Raw genomic sequence first — 19,909 nt, forward strand, 5'->3', positions numbered from 1 at the left:
TATTTTCTCAATTTTCATACGCTTTTGCAATAGCTATCATACAAAAGCTCTAAAAGAACCTCTTCACTGTCTTCTTGTTTTTTCATGCAGGAATCAATCTTCAAATATTGTTCGAGTAGCTCCAGTGCATCTTTAAATATTGCTTCATCTGACATCTTTATTCGATTTGAATTGAGCAGCTCTTTCATTGTTATACCCTTTCCAGCTGCCTGTAACGCTTGCATCTGCCAAAGTACAGCAGGCATTTCTATAAGATGATTTCCTATTAAAGGAATCCCTAAAGTCAAAGGCAGAGCATTAGCGTCCAGTTGAAGTTCATAAGACAAACGCCAGAAAGGATTTCGGAATCGATTTTTGGCAAATTGCTGATTACGGACAAAGCGCTGCTTCTCTTCAAAAGCCAATAAATAGATGTTGAAAAACTCTGCTTTGGTTAATCTTTTCGCAATAGCAAAAGGAAAGGTCTGTTTTTCTGCCGGCAATGATTTTACTTTGGCAATCCATCGGTTTCCGCTGCTGTAAAACAAACTGGAATAATAATAAAATCGATTGTTTGCCGGATTAAACGCAATAACAAATCGATTGTTCTTATTGCGTTGAAGCATTGCTTGCTCAAAAGACTTGAATTTGATTATTTGAATGCCTTCATGAAGTGGATTTTTTACAGAGAAAAGCCATAAAGGCATAATTCCCAAAGATTTATATCCTGCCGACCGCAGCTCAATTTGCTGCACCGGAATCGGGCTGCATTGAAACTCAATTGCCAGGTTATGATCTATCAGCAAATCGGCGCGCTGTTTGATTTCAGGAAGATATTTTTCGAGTTCCGTATGGTGGTTTTTCTGTGAGAAAAATTGATGGAGCATGTATTTGCCGTGTAAATGCATGGGGGATTCGGGTTCACTGAATGAAGAACATTCAGAAAGGGATCGATGGGCAAAATGGGGGATTTTAATATTGCCGACTTTTAGCAGCAATTGCTCACTGCAACTGGGACAAAAAAATTGCTCTTTCCCTCTCAATACAAGCAGTTCTTGACGGCTAATAAGTGGATTCAAATAAAATAAACGGCCATCTGATGCTTTGGCTACTAATATAGCATTCACTCTCCTTTTGTTGATTGTAGGAAAGATTCGTGGCTTAATCAATAGAATATTCAAATTATTCAAACCCCCATAAGAAACACTGCAGAAATCATTTTGAAGCCGTGGGTATAGCTGATCTGCAGCATCACTGCAACTCATGAAAAGTTGGGGAAACAGATAAAAAACCATACAAAAAAGACCTCCGACATGGAGGCCTTAACCGAAATAATGTAATACATTTGATAATGCATCTTCTTTAAATATTTGTTTGCCGTACTCTTCCAGACGATGAATCGTAATTGGTGAAATCTGCAAGTATTCTGTAAAGATACTGATATTGTCTTTTACATCGCTTTCCGAGTGTAAAATTTCATCAAAGCTAACATATAGATAATATTTGTTTTCAAAATGGTAAAGCGCCGATTCAATAGGCACGTACATTAAACGGCGAGCTATAGGAAGCAATTCATCAACTTCAGAGAAAACGAAAGTATACTCTAATTTCTTCAAATCCGGCTCATCAAAAATCGGTTCGAATTCATCAAACTCCGTAGCAGTTGAATCATCACTGCCAAACATTTTACGGCGTTCTTCTATATCATCAGGCAAATCAATTTTTTGCCCATCTTTTGTAAGTTGAGCACGAGTAACTGTCACTTCGAGTCCTTTATCCATTGCCTGGACTTGGATCCAAAGCGGCCCTTCCATGACAAAATCGGCTTCTTCGTTAACTTCATCCATCATTTCCCAAAAAAGCTCTTCACTTTTGTCTCTGTTAAACCAAATTTCATCACGGCTAAAGCCACGTTCTTCAACATCGAGATAGGAAATGTAAAATTTAACTGTATTATCATTGATTCTTTCTATCTCCATTTTACACCTCTCCTTTCGAAATGGACTAAGAGGATCGTCCTTCTATACCGTGCTGTGGTACTGCCTTAATTATATCCTGTTTCACAATGGATGAGAAAGTATATGCCTAACGCCTGCATCAGCATCAAGTACCTTAGAGTTTAGTGCATTATACTGATTTATGCAACTATTTAAGAATATAGAAAAGCTGCCCAAGATCCATTATGAATTGTCATAAAGACCGGACAGCTTAAAACCTTTTTTAGTTCACCATACGCTGTGCTTCAAGCAACTGATATGCTCGAACTTTGCGAGGAAGGAAGCGACGGATTTCGTCTTCATTATATCCAACCTGTAAGCGTTTTTCATCCATAATAATCGGACGGCGAAGCAAACCAGGATATTCTTGAATTAATTCATATAGGCGCTGTAGAGGTAAGCTTTCTACATCAACATTTAATTTTTGGAAAATTTTCGAACGAGTTGAAATAATTTCATCTGTGCCATCTTCTGTCATTCGCAAGATTTCTTTAATCTCACTGATTGTTAAAGGCTCAGAGAAAATATTGCGTTCTGTATATGGAATTTCATGTTCTTCCAACCACGCTTTTGCTTTGCGGCAAGAGGTGCAGCTTGGAGAAGTAAATAATGTTACCATCATAGTAGAGCACTTCCTTTCGGATTCGGGTTACTTCAAGTAATTATCAAATTAGAATCACTATAATGTAGAAGCTTTACATTCATTATACAATATTAGCTTTCAGTTGAATATAGTTTCTGCTGAAATTTATAATAAAAGCTTCATAATTGTCACATTTTAGCTATAAAATCCTATGGCGCTTTTATTTTTTTGTATAATTATTTTTACCCCTATACAAGGCTTTTAAACCCTCTTCACAAACTTTTTTATTCTCAATTACAATTTCTTTTTGAAAATCATTTTTCTTCTTTACATTATATAATACGTTTAAAAACCGAAATAGTTGCAGAAAAACCCCCATCCTTAGATGGGGGTTTTTCATTATTCTATAGGTGTGTAGTCTACTCCGGGTGAGTAAGTGTTTCCGGCGTTCCATAATAAGAATTCATCGATTCCATTTTCATTCAAAGCTTTAATCTGTGCCTCAACTTCATCTTTGCCATACTTCTGATAGTTCCCTGCTCCCAGGTAAGAGGCTGTAAAGTCTTGCAGCCATGGCCGTGAAACTGGCGGGCTTTTAAGTTCTGCTAATTTATTATTTTCCACTTTGGCGTACTCTGTTACCAGTTTATAAGGTTCCAAGTCAGGTTTCGCTATGCCAAAATAAGAAGTCCAATGACTTGGATAAATCATTGAAGAAATCACATCAACATTTTCGGAAATTTTAGAGAAGTTCTGTCCAATGCCAGGCGCTTCCGGCAATGTTGCTGCATATCCAAAAATATCAACAGATACTTGGACTCCATAGGGCTTTAATTGCTCCCTCGCATAGGCTACAAAGTCTGTCACCGCTTCAACTCTTCTTTGCACTGGGTCAAGGTCGGAATCAGCATATTCGCCCATCGAGTATTTCAGTGTATCGGCCCTATTTTCAAATCCTTCAGGGAACCGTACATAGTCAAATTGAATTTCTTTAAATCCCAATTTGGCTGCTTCAATTGCAATTTGGACATTATGGTCCCAAACTTCTTTTAAGAATGGATTAACGAAAGATTCGCCACGGCCATTTTTCCAAACTTGATCTCCGTCTACAAATGATAACTCTGGCCGTTTATTTGCTAAAACAGAGTCTTTAAAAACGACGACTCGGGCTATTGGATATATTTGTTTTTCTTCCAGTCTTTCAAGCACTGCCCTTGGATCTTTAATATACGGCTGCCCTATCCCTAATGCAGCTAAAGGAGTGCCTTCTTGTGGCATATAAGTCAAATAGCCGAAGTCTTCCTTAATATCAATTACCATAGCATTCAAATCAGTTGTATCAACCATATTCACCAATTTCTCAAAACGGTCACCACCTGCTGAATGCGCTGTCACAAAAATCCCTCTGACTGCATCCGGATATTCAAATGCCAGACCTGAATCGAAAGCGAAAAGTTTTGAAGCGGTAAGCATTTCCGTATCAATGCCAATTGCATTGTATGTACGTGAAGCAAAATCGGGTGCCAGTGATTCGTCTTCCGAAGCTAAAACTGGTGTTGCTGCTAATGTGCTTAGCAATAATGCACATATTGCCGTCCATTGTTTCATTTTCATTCAGCCACACACCTCCCTTTCTCATCTTTCTTTATTTTAACATTTTTCTCAAAATTTTAAAGAAAAAAGCGATGCCTAAAAGGCATCGCTTTTTCATTTTCATTTCACTGATACTGCAGGCTTTTCAGGTATGGAAGCTTTTAATGCTTCAAACTCACGAACTGAACATTGTACGAAATGCCCTGGAGTGATTTCTCTCATCTGCACATCTTCACCTTCTGTGTAGTTATGCATAGCAGGGTCATAGGACTTCCGTATACGATTGCGTTCGTAATTCGGATCCGGAAGTGGAATGGCTGACAATAAAGACTGGGTATATGGGTGCATCGGATTGTTATAAAGATCTTCCGCAGGCGCTAATTCCACAAGCTTCCCAAAATACATAACGCCAATCCGGTCAGAAATGTATTTTACCATGGACAAATCGTGCGCGATAAACAAATAAGTCAATCCTTTTTCTTCCTGCAATTCTTTCAATAAATTGACTACCTGTGCCTGAATTGAAACATCAAGCGCAGAAATTGGTTCATCTGCGATGATGAAATCCGGATCAACAGCCAATGCGCGGGCAATTCCAAGACGCTGGCGCTGGCCGCCTGAAAATTCATGCGGGTAGCGGTTAGCATGCTCTTTATTCAGCCCTACAGTTTCAAGCAAATCGAAAACCATTTTCTTGCGGTCAGCTGCGTTTTTTGCCAAGCCATGAATATCAATGCCTTCTGCAATAATATCCATCACTTTCATCCGGGGATTCAAAGAAGCATAAGGATCCTGGAAAATCATTTGCATTTTGCGATTGAATTTTTTTAAGTCTTTTTTCGATTTCTTGCCGTGGACGTTTTCACCTTCATAGAAAACATCACCTGAAGTTGCATCATACAAACGGATAATTGAACGGCCAGTAGTGGATTTCCCACATCCCGATTCGCCAACTAAGCCCAGCGTCTCTCCTCTGTAAATATCGAAACTGATGTCATCAACGGCTTTCACTTCATTCGCTTTGCCAACATTAAAATGCTGTTTTAAGTTCTTGATTTCCAATAACTTTTCTGCCATTATACCGCTCCCCCTTCGTAATATCTGCTGCCCGGGAACTTCTTCATCCGCTCGATTACTGTTTGCGGCGGCTCCACTTGCGGTGCATCCGGATGCAACAGCCAAGTCGCAGCAGAATGCGTATCACTCACTTTAAAAAATGGCGGATTTTGCTCCATATCTATTTGCAGGGCATATTCACTGCGCAAAGCAAAAGCATCCCCTTTTGGAGGAGCTAATAAATCGGGTGGAGTTCCTGGTATTGCATATAATTTAGCATCCGATGTATCCAGAGAAGGCATTGAACTAAGCAAGCCCCATGTATAAGGATGCTGAGGGTTATAGAAAATTTCATCTACAGTTCCAATTTCTACAATTTTGCCGCCGTACATAACAGCTACCCGGTCTGCAACGTTCGCTACAACTCCAAGGTCATGCGTAATAAAGATGATGGATGTATCAATTTTCTTTTGCAGGTCTTTCATCAATTCCAAAATCTGTGCCTGAATGGTTACGTCAAGTGCCGTTGTCGGCTCGTCAGCAATCAAAATTTGAGGATTGCAAGCAAGTGAGATGGCAATAACAATCCGCTGGCGCTGACCGCCGGAAAACTGGTGCGGATATTGTTTCATGCGAAGCTCAGGTTTTGGCATGCCAACTAAACGCAATAAATCGATGGCTACTTTTTTCGCTTCTGATTTACTGATTTTTTGGTGCTTTAAAATCGGTTCTGTAATTTGCCGGCCAATTGGCATAGTTGGATTCAATGAGGTCATTGGATCTTGGAAAATCATTGAGATGTCTTTTCCGCGAATCTTTTGCATTTCTTTGTCCGACAGCTTAGTCAAATCGCGGCCGCCAAATAAGATTTCTCCATTTTTGAATTCAGCCGAGTTTTCCGGCAGCAGACGCATGATGGATTTAGTGGTAACCGATTTACCGGAACCTGATTCACCAACAATTGCTAATGTCTCCCCTTTATATAAATCAAAGTTGACGCCCCGGATAGCTTTAACTTCCCCACCAAAAGTGTTAAAGGAAAGCTCAAGGTCTTTTACTTGTAAAATCTTTTCCATTTGTAACTTTCCTCCTTAATCTTTCATCTTAGGATCAAGCGCATCGCGAAGACCATCACCGATCAAGTTAAAGCAAATCATGATTAAACTTAATAAAATAGCCGGGAATGCCAAAATATGCGGCTGATATTGAAGCAGTTTGTAACCATCGTTGATCAACGTTCCAAGCGATGCATCCGGTGCTTGGAGACCTAAACCGATAAAGCTTAAGAACGCTTCAAAGAAAATAGCGGTTGGAATCGTAAACATTGTGTTAATAATGATAATCCCTAGAACGTTTGGCATTAAGTGTTTCCAAATAATTCTGGAATCGCTGGCACCAAGAGTTCTTGAAGCCAATACAAACTCCTGGTTTTTGTATTTAAGGACCTGGCCACGCACTACACGTGACATCCCTGTCCAGCCGGTTATCGTTAACGCAATGATAATGGCCAAAATCCCTGGGTCCATAATCATGATAAACAAAATTACGACAACCAAATTCGGAATTCCTGTCAAAATTTCTACTATACGCTGCATAAAGTCATCTATGCGGCCACCAAAATAGCCAGATATTCCACCGTAGATCACACCGATTAACATATCAATCGCTGCCGCTACAAACGCAATGAATAGCGAAACTTGAGTTCCTTTCCATAAACGGGAAAACATGTCACGCCCTAGTCCATCAGTTCCGAACCAATAGTTGACTTCAACTTTTTTCATCTCATATAAGTCAACTTCCTTCCCGCCTAAAGTCCCGACCCCGTCAAAAATCCCTAGATTCTCGATGACCGGAATTTTTGGCGGCAAGTTTGCATGGGTGATAGTTTGGGCATTTGGTTCATAAGGACTAATTGCTGGCCCAACAAATGACATAATGACGATTAAGATGAACAGCACTAAGCTGAAGACCGCTCCTTTGTTCTTGCGTAATCTATACCAGGCATCTTGCCAAAAACTGACGCTCGGTTTTGAAATGCGTTCAGCTTGTTTTGTATCCACTGTGATTCGTTCGAATGAACCTTTAGGTAATTTTTCTAAGTTTTGTGTCATGAACTTTTACCTCCTGAAAGACGAATCCGTGGGTCTATGATGCCATATAGAATATCCACGATCAAAATTACGACGATTAGGAAGACAGAGAAGAAAATAGTTGTGCCCATGATAATAGCAAAGTCGTTCACCATGATTGATTTAACGAATTGTTCTCCTATTCCTGGAATCGCAAAGATTTGCTCAACAACAAGTGAACCTGTTAGAATCCCCACTGTCATTGGCCCAAGTACAGTAATCAAAGGAATCAAAGCATTTCGGAAAGCATGTTTGAATGCTATCTCAGATCCGCTCGCCCCTTTGGCTTTCGCTAATGTTATATAGTCTGATCCTAGAACTTCAATCATTTCTGTCCGGATAAAACGTGCCGCTGTTGCAAGAGGAAACATTGCCAAGGCAATCGATGGCAACACACTCGACATAAATCCGTCTTTCCATAATGCTACCGGGAACCATTCCAACTTTAGACCGAACCAATATTGAAGCAACGAAGCAAAAACAAATGAAGGAATGGATATCCCGATAATCGCTACAAGTGTACTGCTATAGTCGACCCAGGTATTTTGACGCAGAGCAGCTATCATTCCCAGCAGAATACCAATAACAGTACCAATCAGCATTCCTTGGAATCCGATTTGTGCAGAAGGACCCATTCGGCTGAGTATTAAATCAGTCACTGGAGCACCTTTAAACTGGTTAATCGAAATTCCTAAATCCCCTTGCACTAGCCCGAACATATAGTTAAAGTACTGAATTGGAAGAGGATCATTCAAACCGTAAGCTTCTTCAACCACTGCCCTTTGTTCTGGAGATAATTTATCTGCGGAAGCGATAGGGGAACCCGGTAATATTTTCATTAAGAAAAATGTAAAAGTAGCAATCAGAGCTAAGGTGATTACCATATAAATTAATCGTTTGCCGATGTATCGTGCCATGTTGCACCTCCAAAAATGAATACTTCTATATAACACAAGACTTGTTTCAACTGTAAATTTTAAGGCTTGTTTTTTTCAAAAGTTAGCAGAAAATGTTCAATTTTCCGTGAATTCCCCTTCATTAGAAAAGAGAGTATATCGTCCAAATACCAGCGATATACTCTCTTTCTATTTGTTTTTCACAGTGGCCAGTGTATTAGATTATTCTTTGCCAGAAATGTAAGCCCATTTGTAACTGTAATCTCCACCGAATGGGTGAACAACAATGTCGTGAACATACGGTTTTTGAAGTGACATTACACTGCGTTGGAAGATACCAGAAATAGTAGCATCTTCTTCAATCAAGATTTTCTCTGCTTTAGCCATAGCTTCCCAACGTGCTGCAGGATCTAAAGCCAATTCGCCTTTAGCTTGTTCAATCAATTTATCGAATTCAGGATTCGAATAACTCATTTTGTTCTGAGCAGATCCTGTTACGAACAAGTCGAGGAATGTCATCGGATCTTGATAGTCAGGGCCCCAGCCAGAGTTTTGGATATCGTAGTCTTGTTTTTCATCAAGTTCTAGACGGACTGCAAATGGAACTGCTTTAAGTTCAATAGTCAACCCTTCAAGGTTTCCTTCAAGTTGAGATTTTAAGTACTCATCCATTTTCTTAGAAAGCTCAGTATCTCCACCAAGCATTTCAAGAGTCACTTCTGTAACGCCAAGCTCTTTCAAACCAGTTTCCCAGTATTTTTTAGCTTCTTCCGCATTAAACTCGTTCATTTTTCCGTTAACTTCACGGAAATCTTTTTTCTCTTCGTCAAAACTGAATTCAGTTGGTACTAAGAAGTCAGCTGGAAGTGATCCGTTAGCTAATACTACATCAACTAAATCTTGTTTGTTGTAAGCCAAAGAAATCGCTTTACGGATATTTTCGTTTGCTAATGGCGTTTTTTCTCCATTGCGTTCTTGGTTGAATTTTAAGTAGAATACAGTCGGCTCTAATTCTCTAACAGCTTCTGGATTGTCAGCATGTTGCATAGCGTACTCACCAGAAAGACCAGCGCGGTCTTTTTCGCCTGAATCATAAAGATTAAGCCCAGTACCTGCCTCTTTAACTACGTCCACGTTAACTTTATCAAGTTTAACTGTCTCTGCATCCCAGTACTCTGCATTTTTTTCCATTGACCATGTCAGGCCTGTGCCGTCCCAGTTAGTCAATACAAATGGTCCGTTGTAAAGAAGGTTGTCAGAATTGGAAGCGTAAGCTTTTCCTTTTTCAGTGACGAAAGCTTCTTTTTGTGGAAGGAATGTTCCAAAAGCCATTAATGACATAAAGTAAGGGACCGGACGCTCAAGTGTTACCACTAGAGTTTTTTCATCCTTCGCTTCTACACCAAGTTCAGCTTTGTCCATTTTACCTTCTGCAATAGCTGCAGCATTTTTGATTGTGCCAGCCATCATGTAAGGGCCGTAAGGTGATCCAGTAGCTGGATCCACAGCACGCTGCCAAGAAAATACGAAATCTTGGGCTGTAACTGGGGTACCATCTGACCAGTTAGCATCACGCAATTTAAAAGTGTAAGTTAATCCGTCTTCGCTGATTTCAGGTTCGCTTTCAGCCATAGCCGGTTCTGCAATGTTTTCTTGGTTCAAGCGGTACAAACCTTCGTTTACGTTATTCATAATGTTGAAAGCTACCGCGTCTTCAGCAAGTGCCGAATCCATCGTTGGAATTTCAGCGGTTTCCATTAAATTCAACTCTTGTACTGAATCTAAATTCCCTGATGCTTTTTCATCAGTTTTTTCTGTGTTGCCGTCTGTTTCTGATGGTTCAGTTGTAGTTTCTCCCCCGCCGCCACATGCCGCTAGGAAGGCACTAAGAACTAAAACCAGGCCTAATAGCCAAAATAACTTGCTGTTTTTCACTTACGTGACCCCCTTAAATTTTCTGAAAAATTGGTACACTGTTAATTATACATAATCTTTTTTAGTTGTACAGCACTTTTTTTTGACTAGTTACAACATTGTAACAACGATATGTCATTAATATTACATGAAATAGCATGAATATTGGTTTTATAAGGATTTTTTAACAATTTTTTTATTTTTAATTTTGATTTTTTTTATTATTTCTTCTACAATAAACTAAGAACAGAGGTGCAAAAATGAAAATAACTATTCTTGGTATAATTATTATCCAAGTTTTAATTTTTTTGACGATGGTATTGCGGAGTGAACCTTTCTCTCTTTTGTCCTATATAAACAATTCTTTTATCTATGGCGGAGTTCTGTTTTTTATCGGTTTATGGGTTTTTGTTATACGGACAGGAGTATTTGATATATTTACAATGAGCATGAGAAAAGTCTTTAAGGGCAAATCTACCTTAGAAGATGACGAAATGCGTGCGCCTTCTGAACTTTTTGCTGTATCTAGCACTCCTCTCTTGATCATTGGCGGCGTCACTTTACTGGCTATGGGAATTTCACTTTTTATCTACCAGCTATAAATCTTGCACATAAAAACTTTTTTGTATTATAATAAACAAATAGAAAATGAGCGATGAAAAAGAAGAGTAAATGCTGTTCCTTCTATAATAGAGAGTCTGTGGTTGGTGAAAACAGATGTTGGGCAGTATTGAATGGGCTTTTGAGCTGAACCGGTGAACTTGAAAGTAGCCGTTTCCGTGATCTTCACGTTATGAAGAAGAGTGGCCGGTGACGGCAACTAGGGTGGTACCGCGGAAAAACACATCATTCGTCCCTTTTTTTAGGGATGTGTGCTGTGTTTTTTATATTGAGGAGGAATTTGGATGAAAAAAATCTTTTCTGGTGTACAACCTACCGGTACCGTTACTTTAGGAAATTATATCGGCGCATTTAAGCAATTTACGGACCTGCAGGATGAATTTGAATGCATTTTTTGCATCGTGGACCAGCATGCCATCACCATGCCGCAAGACCGGCTGGAGTTGAGAAAAAACATTAAAGCTCTTGCAGCTTTATATCTTGCTGTCGGTATTGATCCCGAAAAAGTTACACTCTTTATTCAATCAGAGGTTCCGGCGCATGCCCAAGCCGGATGGATGCTGCAATGCATTTCTACTATCGGTGAACTCGAGCGCATGACACAATACAAAGATAAGTCTGCGAAAAGCACTTCGGTTTCATCCGGGCTTCTGACTTATCCGCCTTTGATGGCTGCAGACATTCTTCTTTACCAAACGGATGTTGTACCTGTTGGAGATGACCAAAAGCAGCATATTGAACTGACGCGTGACTTGGCGGAGCGTTTCAATAAACGTTTCAATGAAGTATTGAAGATTCCGGAAATCCGTGTTCCGAAAAATGGTGCCCGCATTATGTCCCTTCAAGATCCGACAAAAAAAATGAGCAAATCGGATACCAATAAAAAAGCGATTGTCACGTTGCTCGATGATTTAAAGACAATCGAAAAGAAAATTAAAAGTGCAGTAACGGATTCAGAAGGCATAGTAAAATTTGATCCTATAAACAAACCCGGCATTTCCAATTTATTGACCATCGAAGCCGCTCTTACCGATGTAAGCATCGAGTCTCTTGTCTCTAAATATGAAGGGGCTGGCTATGGAGACTTTAAAGCATCTGTCGCAAAAGCAGTAACCGATCATCTTGCTCCAATTCAAGAACGTTACCAGGAACTCTTGAATTCAGAAGAACTTGACCGGATTTTGGATGAAGGCGCTGAAAAAGCTAATTATTTAGCAAATAAGACGTTGAAGAAAATGGAAAATGCGATGGGTTTAGGCCGTAAGCGAAAATAAAGAAAAGGCTACAGTTATTGTAGCCTTTTCTTTTTGGTTTTTAGAGTAAATTTTTAAAAGCTATCCAAACTTTTTTTGTCATTGCTTCCCAGAAATATAAGCCCATTTATAACCATAATCCCCGCCAAACGGATGTGTTACGATATCATTGACATATGGTTTTTGCAGCACCATTGCACCCCGCTGATAAATAGGCGCAATTGCTGCATCTTCCTCGATTAGTATCCGCTCCGCTTGTGCCATCGCATCCCAGCGTGCCGGAATGTCTTGGGCCAGTTCACCTTTGGCGGATTCCACCAAAGCGTCAAATTCCGGATTAGAGTAGCCCATTTTATTCTGAGGAGATCCGGTTACGAACAAATCGATAAATGTCATTGGATCTTGATAATCAGGGCCCCAGCCGGAATTTTGGATTTCGTAATCTTGTGCTTCATCCAGCTCCAGCCGGACATTAAATGGAACTGTTTTAATTTCAATAGTTAACCCTTCAAGATTTCCTTCCAGTTGGGCTTTTAGATATTCATTCATTTTCTTGGCAGTTTCTGTATCATCTCCCATGTATTCAATTGAAACTTCTGTCAATCCCTCTTCTTTCATCCCCTGGTCCCATAATTTTTTTGCTTCTTCTACATTGTATTCATTCATATCTCCATTTACTTCCCGGAAATCTTTCTTGTTTTCATCAAATGTAAATTCGGTTGGCACTAGGTAGTTGGCAGGCAGTGAACCGTTTGCCAGTACAACATCTACCAAGTCCTGTTTATTGAAAGCCATTGAAATTGCTCTCCGGATATTTTCATTTGCAAGAACAGTCGGCTGACCATTGCGCTCCTGATTAAACTTCATGTAAAAAATGCTTGGCTCTAATTCTCTGATCACTTCTGGATCATCCGCATACTGCATAGCAAATTCTCCAGTTAAGCTTGTTCGATCTTTTTCTCCCGAGTTGTAAAGGTTGAGTCCCGTGCCAGGATCTTTTACCACATCCACGTTTATGGTTTGGAGCTTAACGGTTTCCGCATCCCAGTATTCCGGATTTTTTTCCATGGACCATGTCAGGCCTGTTCCGTCCCAATTGGTCAGCATGAATGGTCCGTTGTATAGGATATTGTCTGAATTAGTGGCATAGGAGCCGCCTTTCTCCGTAACGAACGCTTCTTTCTGCGGCAGGAAAGTACCGAATGACATCAGTGACAGAAAATAGGGAACGGGCCGTTCCAGTGTCACCACCAGTGTTTTGTCGTCCGCCGCTTCCACGCCGAGTTCAGCTTTGTCCATTTTGCCTTCAGCAATAGCTGCTGCATTTTTAATGGTCCCCCCCATCATGTATGGGCCGTAAGGCGACCCTGTTGCCGGGTCGACCGCTCGCTGCCAGGCAAAAACAAAGTCCTGCGCAGTTACTGGAGTGCCATCCGACCAATTTGCATCCCGTAATTTGAAGGTATACACCAGCCCGTCTTCGCTGATTTCAGGTTCGCCATCAGCGATTGCCGGTTCTGCCATATTTTCCTGATTCAAGCGGTACAAACCTTCGTTGACATTGTTTAAAATATTAAACGCTACCGAATCTTCCGCAAGTGCCGAATCCATCGTCGGAATTTCAGCGCTAGCCATCAGATTAAGCACTTGTTCAGCATCCAATTCGCCTGTTGCTCCTCCTTCTGTTCCACCTTCTGGAGTTTCTGGTGCAGTAGTATCGCTGTTGCCACTGCAGGCAGCCAAAAAGAAACTAAATCCTAAAACTATACAGAGTAACCAGTACATCTTCTTGCGATTCACTTAGTTTTCCTCCTTATTTTCCGAAAAGTCTATTTATTAGATTATACAACTTCTCTTTATAATGTATAGTATTTATTTGATTTTATTATTTTAAATCGACAAATTTTTAACATAATTTTAAGCTGCATCTTTATATGCATGAATCAAGAAAGTCTCAAAAATTAAGTTAAAATATATAAAGAAAAGGCTGCTTTGATAGCAGCCTTTTCTTTGATGGTTATTGTTCTTTACCAGATATATACGTCCATTTATAACTAAATTCCCCGCCAAAAGGCTGTCTTATTATATCTATCACGTAAGGCTTTCGAAGAGACATCGTACCTTCTTGGAAAATCGGTCCGATTGCTGCATCTTCCTCAATCAATATCCGTTCAGCTTGCCCCATCGCTTCCCAACGGGCCGCAGGGTCTTGGGCTAGCTCAGCTTTAGCAGATTCTACCAAAGCGTCAAATTCCGGATTAGAGTAGCTCATGTTGTTATGAGATGAGCCAGTCACGAACAAATCGATGAATGTCATGGGGTCCTGATAGTCTGGTCCCCAGCCTGACAGTTGTATGTCGTAATCTTGCGATCCATCGAGCTCCAAGCGTACAGAAAAAGGTACCGATTTTATACTGACTGTAATTCCTTCAAGGTTTTCTTCAAGCTGCGATTTAATATAAGCTCCCAAATTTTTACTGTCACTTGAGTCATCAATCAATAACTCAAAATTCACATCAGAGAGCCCTTCTTCTTCTAAACCGGTCGCCCAAAGTTCTTTTGCTTCATCTACATTGTATTCATTCATATCACCGTTGACTTTCCTGAAATCTTTCTTGTCTTCATCAAATGTGAATTCAGCCGGTACCAGATAGTTCGCTGGAAGCGAACCATCTGCCATTACGGTATCCACCATGTCCTGTTTATTGAAAGCCATTGAAATTGCTTTCCGCATATTTAAATTGGCGAGTGGAGTCTTTTCCCCGTTGCGCTCTTGGTTAAATTTAAAGTAAAAAATAGCCGGTGTTAAACTCCTTATTAAGTCGGGATCGTCAGCATGCTGCATGGCAAATTCTCCAGAAAGAAGCACGCTGTCTTTCTTGCCTGAAGTGTAAAGATTTACTCCTGTACTTGTTTCTTTTACGACGTCCACATTGATGGTCTGAAGCTTAACCGTTTCGGCGTCCCAGTATTCCGGATTTTTTTCCATAGACCATGTCAGGCCAGTGCCATCCCAGTTCGTCAACATGAATGGGCCATTATACAAAATATTATCTGAATTAGAGGCATAGGAGCCGCCTTTCTCCGTAACGAACGCTTCTTTCTGCGGAAGGAAGGTGCCAAACGACATCAACGAGAGGAAATAAGGAACCGGGCGCTCCAAAGTCACTACTAAAGTTTTGTCGTCCGGTGCTTCCACTCCTAGTTTAGCTTTATCCATCTTCCCTTCCGAAATCGCAGCTGCATTTTTGACGGTGCCTGCCATCATGTAGGGACCATAAGGTGACCCGGTTGCCGGATCGACTGCCCGCTGCCAGGAGAATACGAAATCCCGCGCAGTCACCGGCGTACCGTCCGACCAGTTGGCCTCCCGTAATTTGAACGTATACGTCAGCCCGTCTTCGCTGATGTCCGGTTCGCCTTCAGCGATTGCCGGTTCCGCAATGTTTTCCTTATTCAATCGGTACAAGCCTTCGTTGACGTTGTTCAAAATAGTAAAAGCAACTATATCTTCCGCAATTGCTGAATCCATGGTCGGAATTTCTGCACTTTCCATCAGATTGAGTCTTTGTTCAGCATCCATTTCCCCGGCAGTCCCTTCAGCGCCTTCTTCTGTTTCAGTATTTCCTTCCGGAGCAGTTGCCACATTTCCAGTTTCTTCATTGCAAGAACCCAGCACAATCCCCGCCAATAAGAGCAAAACGACTAGCCAGAATTTTTTCATGCTGTTCACTTTAATACCTCCTGCTTTTTATTTTCATAATATTATGTATATTTAGATTATAATGGTTGACTGCATAAAATAATAGTACTTATTTATCTTTACTATCATTTTTACAACCTGAAAATTTTTATTTGCTTCTTGAATGTCACTTTTCAGCTTTTAATGATGTATCTTTCCAAAACGTATAAAAAGGGGCTGTCCAATGAGTCTATTATTAGACTTATTGGACAGCCCCTTGCTTCTAATAAAGCATAGGTTAATACTATTGCTCCTGTTTCTGCATCGCTTCGCTAGCTTCGAAACATGAAAGGGCGTTGCATCGCTGCGCTAGCTTCGTCGCAAAGGAGTTGTCCCAAATTACTTCTGGGACAACTCCTTTCCTATTCAACGCAATGATTTTGGGTTTAAAGCATCTTTCAATCCTTCACCGATAAAATTGATGGATAAAATGGTCAATGTAATGATCAAAGCCGGGGGCATCCATATCCAAGGCTTGCCTTGCAAAACATCCGGTTCATTGGCAGAAGACAGCATATTGCCCCAGCTTGGCGTTGTCTGCGGAACCCCGAAGCCCAAATAACTGAGTGCTGATTCTACCACGATCATGCCGGCGAAAATCAATGTTCCTTGAACAATAATAGTCGACATGACATTCGGCAGAAGGTGCTTGCGAATGACTTTCCAAGGCGAACAGCCAATCGACAACGCTGCCAAAATATATTCGTTCTCTTTTTCTGCCAGTATTTTGCTCCGTACCAGCCTGGCCACCCCTCCCCAGCTGAGAGCTCCAATGACTATAATCAGTACCCATAAACCATCTACGATTCCGTAAAGAATCGTATTCAATACAATGACAAAGACCAAGAATGGGAAGTTTAAGACAAAATCAGTAAATCTCATTAAAATGCTGTCGACGATTCCGCCAAAAAAGCCAGCTATGGATCCCACAAGCGTTCCCAATGTGATAACCATCAAGGTTGCGCTAAAGCCGACTAATAATGATACCCGCCCTCCATAAAACAAACGGGTCAAGACGTCTCTGCCGCTCTTATCCGTTCCCAGCAGATGCTCACTGTTCGGTTCGATGTTCATGGCTCCTATATTAACTCTTGATATGTCAGGATTAGGAGAAAGGTAAGGCGCCAGTAATGGTGCCAATAATGACATGAGAGTCACTAAAATGATAAAACCTGTACTGAGCATTGCCAACTTATTCCGCAAGAATTTTTTTCGAGCAATCTGCCAGGGGGATAAGCTTTTTTCCGGCTTCTTGTGCTGTTCAATAGTTGTTGATGATGCCATAATTGCTCCTCCTTAATCCAAACGGATTCGTGGATCCACGATTCCATATAGGATGTCAGCCAGTAAATTTCCTGCTAAGGTCAAAAATGATAACAGCATGGTCAATGCCATTAAAGTCGGATAATCCTGATTGGTGACCGAATCGAGGAATAATTGGCCAATCCCCGGATAAGTGAAAATGGTTTCTGTAATGATGGCTCCTCCGATTAATGCTGCAAAGTCAAAGCCCAAAAAAGTCACCAGCGGAATAATGGAATTCCGCAGAATATGCACATTGTAAATTTTCTTCATCGGCGTTCCTTTAGCGCGGGCAGTGCGGACAAAATCTTTTCGCGAGTTTTCGATAATATCATTCCGAAGAAATTGTGTATAGGAAGCCGTGCTCAAAGCGCCTAGGACAAGGGCTGGAAGAAGGACATGGTGGAACCTGCTGATCCAGTATTCAAGCGTACCGTCTTCAGCTAGAATATCCACCGAGCCTCCAAATGGAAACCAATTTAAATGGAAGGAGAAAAAGTAAATAGCAAAAACCGCTGCCACAAAAGATGGAATTGCCAGCATCACATAATTGAGCCCGGCTATCGCATTATCTCCAATCGTATATGGCTTGCGCCCCGAATACATGCCCATGATAAAAGCCAAGATATAAGTGATTACTAGCGATGTTACACCAAGAAAAAGGGTATTTGGAAGTTTCTCCATGATAACGTCTGCTACCGGCACTTTAAAACGAGTCGATTTGCCAAAGTCCCCTTGGATAAAGTCCGTTATCCAATTAACATATTGAACCGGCAAGGGGTCATTATAGCCCAGTTTTTCTCTCATTTCTGCAATATATTCAGGATTGGTATTGAGCGGGTCAATTTCGCCGCTTAATGAATCTCCAGGCATTAGTTTTGCTAACGAAAAAACTACAACAGAAATAAGGATGAGCATAGGAATCATTCCAAGCAGTCTTCTAAATGTATATTTCAGCATATATACTCCCCTTGTCGGCAATAATCTTGGTTGTACTCTCCGGCACGGCAAGAGCTGCTTTTAAAAAGCTTCCTTACCGTGCATAAGAGCTTCGATATAATCATTCAACGATGGGCGATTTTCTGCCCATCGTTGAATTTCTGCTCAATCATTGTTCTTTAACAAACCATTCTGCCGGGCTGTTCGAACCGGATACATCATATTCCGTTCCGCCTACACGCTTGTTCAAAGCTACTATCTCTTCAAGTTCTGCAATATACAGCATTGGAACTTCCTCATTTACAATCTTTTGCCATTCAATATACAGGTCAGCACGTTTTTGCTGGTCTTGACCGACGATGTCAATATTTAAAGCGTCATCCAGTAGTTTGTCTGCTTCCGGGTTGTTGTAGCGGGTGTAGTTCCATAATTGATCTGCTTTCCAAGTAGCTGATGGATCTGGATCTGCCCCTGTTGACCAGCCGCCAAAGAACGTTTCCATTGATGGATCGTCTTTTTCAAGCATTTCATAATAGAGATTGACTTCTACCATTTCCAGTTCTGATTGAATGCCTACTTCTTCCCAGTACTGAGTGATTGCTTGTGCACGAGGCTCGAATGTTGGGTTTCCTGTTGCATAATGAGAGAATTTCACGACGAATTCATCGCCGTTCGGATCTTCACGGAAACCGTCGCCATTGGTGTCTACATACCCAGCTGCATCAAGAAGTTCTTTCGCTTTTTCCGGATCGTAATCATATGTGTTTAAGTCGCTGTCATCAGCTGCATTCCAATGTGAAGTCGGAACCGGCTTGTTTACAACTTTCGCATAACCGAAGAAGAAAGCGTCAGCCCATTCCTGGCGGTTGATGGCATACATCATCGCTTGGCGAAGTTCCTTGCTTTGGTATTTCGGCAGTTCTTCAGAGATTGTCTGTTTAGCGTTATCAAATTTACCAAGTTTGAATCCTACATAATAATAAGAAAGCCCGGGATACGTAATGATGTCCACGTTTTCCAATGGCTCCACTTCCGGTCCGGAAACCGGCTGAAGGGAAATCATATCCACATCGCCGTTTTGCAATGCGCCAACGACGGAAGAGTTGTCGATGACACGGATAACGATTTTATCCAAGTTCACATCGCCATTCCAGTATTCATCAAATCTGGATAGCTCAACCGATTCACCTGGAACAATTTTTTCCACTTTAAAAGGACCGATACCGATCGGTGTTGTGCGCACCCATTCAGATGCTGACATTTCAGCAACCGGGACATCTCCAAGCACCGATTCTGGGAGAGGGTATGCCCAAAGATTTGTCAAATTGTTAACGCGCGCTTCATCAAAAGTGATGTTGATCTCATGATCGTTCACTACTTCAACTCCGGAAATCGTGTCAGCTTTTCCGCTTCGGAAATCTTCTGCCCCTTCGATCGTTTGCACGTTTGAATAGCGAGGCCCATCGTAGTCGGGGCTTGCGATCGTTTCAAAAGCAAATACCCAATCATTGACTGTCAGTTCTTCGCCGTTATGCCATTTAACGCCTTCTTTAAACTTGAAATTGAAGACTTTATTGTCTTCTGTTGTCCAAGAAGCTACGCTCGGCATTGGTTCAAGTTTTTCATTGTAGTCGATCAGCGCCTCATCAAAAAAGTCGATGACTTCCGCATCTGTAGCAATGCCATAAAATGCTGAGTTAAATAACCCTTCAGGCGGGGCATCGATTCCGTAGACCATCGTGCCGCCTTTTTGCGGCTCTCCTTCAGATGCGGCTGAATCCTTGCTGTCGTCTGTGGATGAATCGTCTTTTGACGCATCGCCATCCCCTCCGCTGCAAGCCGTTAAAAATGCTGCTAAGGTTAGAATCAGTGCGAAGAGCCAGAATAACTTTTTGTTTTCCATCC

At 41.2% G+C, this 19,909-nt stretch carries 16 protein-coding genes and 1 other annotated feature; of the genes, 2 read left to right on the forward strand and 14 right to left on the reverse strand.

What is annotated here, in order from left to right; genetic code table 11:
• Nucleotides 1-14: 14 nt before the first annotated feature.
• The 9 genes from ACSFXN_RS12300 to ACSFXN_RS12340 form a co-directional block, all read right to left on the reverse strand.
• Entirely contained in the window at nt 15-1,274 is a 1,260-nt protein-coding gene (locus ACSFXN_RS12300) for a competence protein CoiA (RefSeq protein WP_437150403.1), read from the reverse strand.
• A 27-nt stretch (nt 1,275-1,301) separates the two neighbouring features.
• Nucleotides 1,302-1,958 carry an adaptor protein MecA gene (gene mecA / locus ACSFXN_RS12305; protein ID WP_437150404.1) on the reverse strand — a complete coding sequence of 219 codons (657 nt, stop codon included), beginning with the start codon at nt 1,956-1,958 and terminating at the stop codon, nt 1,302-1,304.
• A gap of 241 nt (nt 1,959-2,199) precedes the next feature.
• The gene (gene spxA, locus ACSFXN_RS12310) at nt 2,200-2,595 is read right to left on the reverse strand and encodes a transcriptional regulator SpxA (RefSeq protein WP_175557103.1); all 396 of its coding nucleotides are present in this window, start codon (nt 2,593-2,595) and stop codon (nt 2,200-2,202) included.
• 363 nt (nt 2,596-2,958) lie between these two features.
• Nucleotides 2,959-4,173, reverse strand: coding sequence for a putative glycoside hydrolase (locus ACSFXN_RS12315; protein ID WP_437150405.1), 1,215 nt, complete (start codon nt 4,171-4,173; stop codon nt 2,959-2,961).
• Between the two features lie 99 nt (nt 4,174-4,272).
• Nucleotides 4,273-5,229 carry an ABC transporter ATP-binding protein gene (locus tag ACSFXN_RS12320; protein WP_437150406.1) on the reverse strand — a complete coding sequence of 319 codons (957 nt, stop codon included), beginning with the start codon at nt 5,227-5,229 and terminating at the stop codon, nt 4,273-4,275.
• Nucleotides 5,229-6,284, reverse strand: coding sequence for an ABC transporter ATP-binding protein (locus ACSFXN_RS12325; RefSeq protein ID WP_437150407.1), 1,056 nt, complete (start codon nt 6,282-6,284; stop codon nt 5,229-5,231). The genes ACSFXN_RS12320 and ACSFXN_RS12325 overlap by 1 nt, the downstream gene beginning before the upstream one ends.
• A 15-nt stretch (nt 6,285-6,299) precedes the next feature.
• Nucleotides 6,300-7,319 carry an oligopeptide ABC transporter permease gene (gene opp3C / locus ACSFXN_RS12330; RefSeq protein WP_437150408.1) on the reverse strand — a complete coding sequence of 340 codons (1,020 nt, stop codon included), beginning with the start codon at nt 7,317-7,319 and terminating at the stop codon, nt 6,300-6,302.
• The gene (gene opp3b / locus ACSFXN_RS12335) at nt 7,316-8,254 is read right to left on the reverse strand and encodes an oligopeptide ABC transporter permease (RefSeq protein ID WP_300989799.1); all 939 of its coding nucleotides are present in this window, start codon (nt 8,252-8,254) and stop codon (nt 7,316-7,318) included. Before opp3b ends, opp3C begins: the two co-directional genes overlap by 4 nt.
• Before the next feature lie 201 nt (nt 8,255-8,455).
• Nucleotides 8,456-10,168, reverse strand: coding sequence for a peptide ABC transporter substrate-binding protein (locus ACSFXN_RS12340; protein WP_437150409.1), 1,713 nt, complete (start codon nt 10,166-10,168; stop codon nt 8,456-8,458).
• A 239-nt stretch (nt 10,169-10,407) separates the two neighbouring features.
• Here ACSFXN_RS12340 and ACSFXN_RS12345 point away from each other — a divergent pair, with 239 nt between their 5' ends.
• Both ACSFXN_RS12345 and trpS read left to right on the forward strand, forming a co-directional pair.
• Nucleotides 10,408-10,749 (forward strand): DUF3899 domain-containing protein, encoded by a 342-nt coding sequence (locus tag ACSFXN_RS12345; protein ID WP_437150410.1) that lies wholly within the window; start codon nt 10,408-10,410, stop codon nt 10,747-10,749.
• 44 nt (nt 10,750-10,793) lie between these two features.
• Nucleotides 10,794-11,008, forward strand: a binding site (T-box leader).
• 44 nt (nt 11,009-11,052) lie between these two features.
• On the forward strand, nt 11,053-12,042 hold the full coding sequence (trpS, locus tag ACSFXN_RS12350; protein ID WP_437150411.1) for a tryptophan--tRNA ligase: 990 nt from the start codon (nt 11,053-11,055) through the stop codon (nt 12,040-12,042).
• A 78-nt stretch (nt 12,043-12,120) separates the two neighbouring features.
• On the opposite strand, the gene ACSFXN_RS12355 is transcribed toward trpS, so the two are convergent.
• From ACSFXN_RS12355 to opp4A, 5 genes are all read right to left on the reverse strand, one after another.
• Nucleotides 12,121-13,821: a peptide ABC transporter substrate-binding protein gene (locus ACSFXN_RS12355; protein WP_437150412.1), complete on the reverse strand. Its 1,701-nt coding sequence runs from the start codon at nt 13,819-13,821 to the stop codon at nt 12,121-12,123.
• 217 nt (nt 13,822-14,038) lie between these two features.
• A complete protein-coding gene (locus ACSFXN_RS12360) occupies nt 14,039-15,745 on the reverse strand; it encodes a peptide ABC transporter substrate-binding protein (RefSeq protein ID WP_437150481.1) in 1,707 nt (568 codons plus the stop codon).
• Nucleotides 15,746-16,129: 384 nt separating this feature from the next.
• Nucleotides 16,130-17,047, reverse strand: a complete 918-nt coding sequence (opp4C, locus tag ACSFXN_RS12365; protein WP_437150413.1) for an oligopeptide ABC transporter permease — start codon at nt 17,045-17,047, stop codon at nt 16,130-16,132.
• Nucleotides 17,048-17,059: 12 nt separating this feature from the next.
• Complete coding sequence (opp4B, locus tag ACSFXN_RS12370) at nt 17,060-18,025, reverse strand: oligopeptide ABC transporter permease (RefSeq protein WP_437150414.1); 966 nt, start codon at nt 18,023-18,025, stop codon at nt 17,060-17,062.
• A 148-nt stretch (nt 18,026-18,173) separates the two neighbouring features.
• Nucleotides 18,174-19,907, reverse strand: coding sequence for an oligopeptide ABC transporter substrate-binding protein (opp4A, locus tag ACSFXN_RS12375; protein WP_437150415.1), 1,734 nt, complete (start codon nt 19,905-19,907; stop codon nt 18,174-18,176).
• Nucleotides 19,908-19,909 lie beyond the last annotated feature (2 nt).

Origin of the sequence: Planococcus sp. 1R117A (assembly GCF_051417975.1) — a bacterium.
In the GTDB taxonomy this organism is placed as follows: Bacteria; Bacillota; Bacilli; order Bacillales_A; family Planococcaceae; genus Planococcus; species Planococcus shenhongbingii.

What these genes read in the sequence shown, in the direction of transcription:
- ACSFXN_RS12300 (WP_437150403.1), bottom strand. Translation starts at nt 1,274, where the DNA reads ATGGTTTTTTATCTGTTTCCCCAACTTTTCATGAGTTGCAGTGATGCT.
- mecA (WP_437150404.1), bottom strand. Translation starts at nt 1,958, where the DNA reads ATGGAGATAGAAAGAATCAATGATAATACAGTTAAATTTTACATTTCC.
- spxA (WP_175557103.1), bottom strand. Translation starts at nt 2,595, where the DNA reads ATGGTAACATTATTTACTTCTCCAAGCTGCACCTCTTGCCGCAAAGCA.
- ACSFXN_RS12315 (WP_437150405.1), bottom strand. Translation starts at nt 4,173, where the DNA reads ATGAAAATGAAACAATGGACGGCAATATGTGCATTATTGCTAAGCACA.
- ACSFXN_RS12320 (WP_437150406.1), bottom strand. Translation starts at nt 5,229, where the DNA reads ATGGCAGAAAAGTTATTGGAAATCAAGAACTTAAAACAGCATTTTAAT.
- ACSFXN_RS12325 (WP_437150407.1), bottom strand. Translation starts at nt 6,284, where the DNA reads ATGGAAAAGATTTTACAAGTAAAAGACCTTGAGCTTTCCTTTAACACT.
- opp3C (WP_437150408.1), bottom strand. Translation starts at nt 7,319, where the DNA reads ATGACACAAAACTTAGAAAAATTACCTAAAGGTTCATTCGAACGAATC.
- opp3b (WP_300989799.1), bottom strand. Translation starts at nt 8,254, where the DNA reads ATGGCACGATACATCGGCAAACGATTAATTTATATGGTAATCACCTTA.
- ACSFXN_RS12345 (WP_437150410.1), top strand. Translation starts at nt 10,408, where the DNA reads ATGAAAATAACTATTCTTGGTATAATTATTATCCAAGTTTTAATTTTT.
- trpS (WP_437150411.1), top strand. Translation starts at nt 11,053, where the DNA reads ATGAAAAAAATCTTTTCTGGTGTACAACCTACCGGTACCGTTACTTTA.
- ACSFXN_RS12360 (WP_437150481.1), bottom strand. Translation starts at nt 15,745, where the DNA reads ATGAAAAAATTCTGGCTAGTCGTTTTGCTCTTATTGGCGGGGATTGTG.
- opp4C (WP_437150413.1), bottom strand. Translation starts at nt 17,047, where the DNA reads ATGGCATCATCAACAACTATTGAACAGCACAAGAAGCCGGAAAAAAGC.
- opp4B (WP_437150414.1), bottom strand. Translation starts at nt 18,025, where the DNA reads ATGCTGAAATATACATTTAGAAGACTGCTTGGAATGATTCCTATGCTC.
- opp4A (WP_437150415.1), bottom strand. Translation starts at nt 19,907, where the DNA reads ATGGAAAACAAAAAGTTATTCTGGCTCTTCGCACTGATTCTAACCTTA.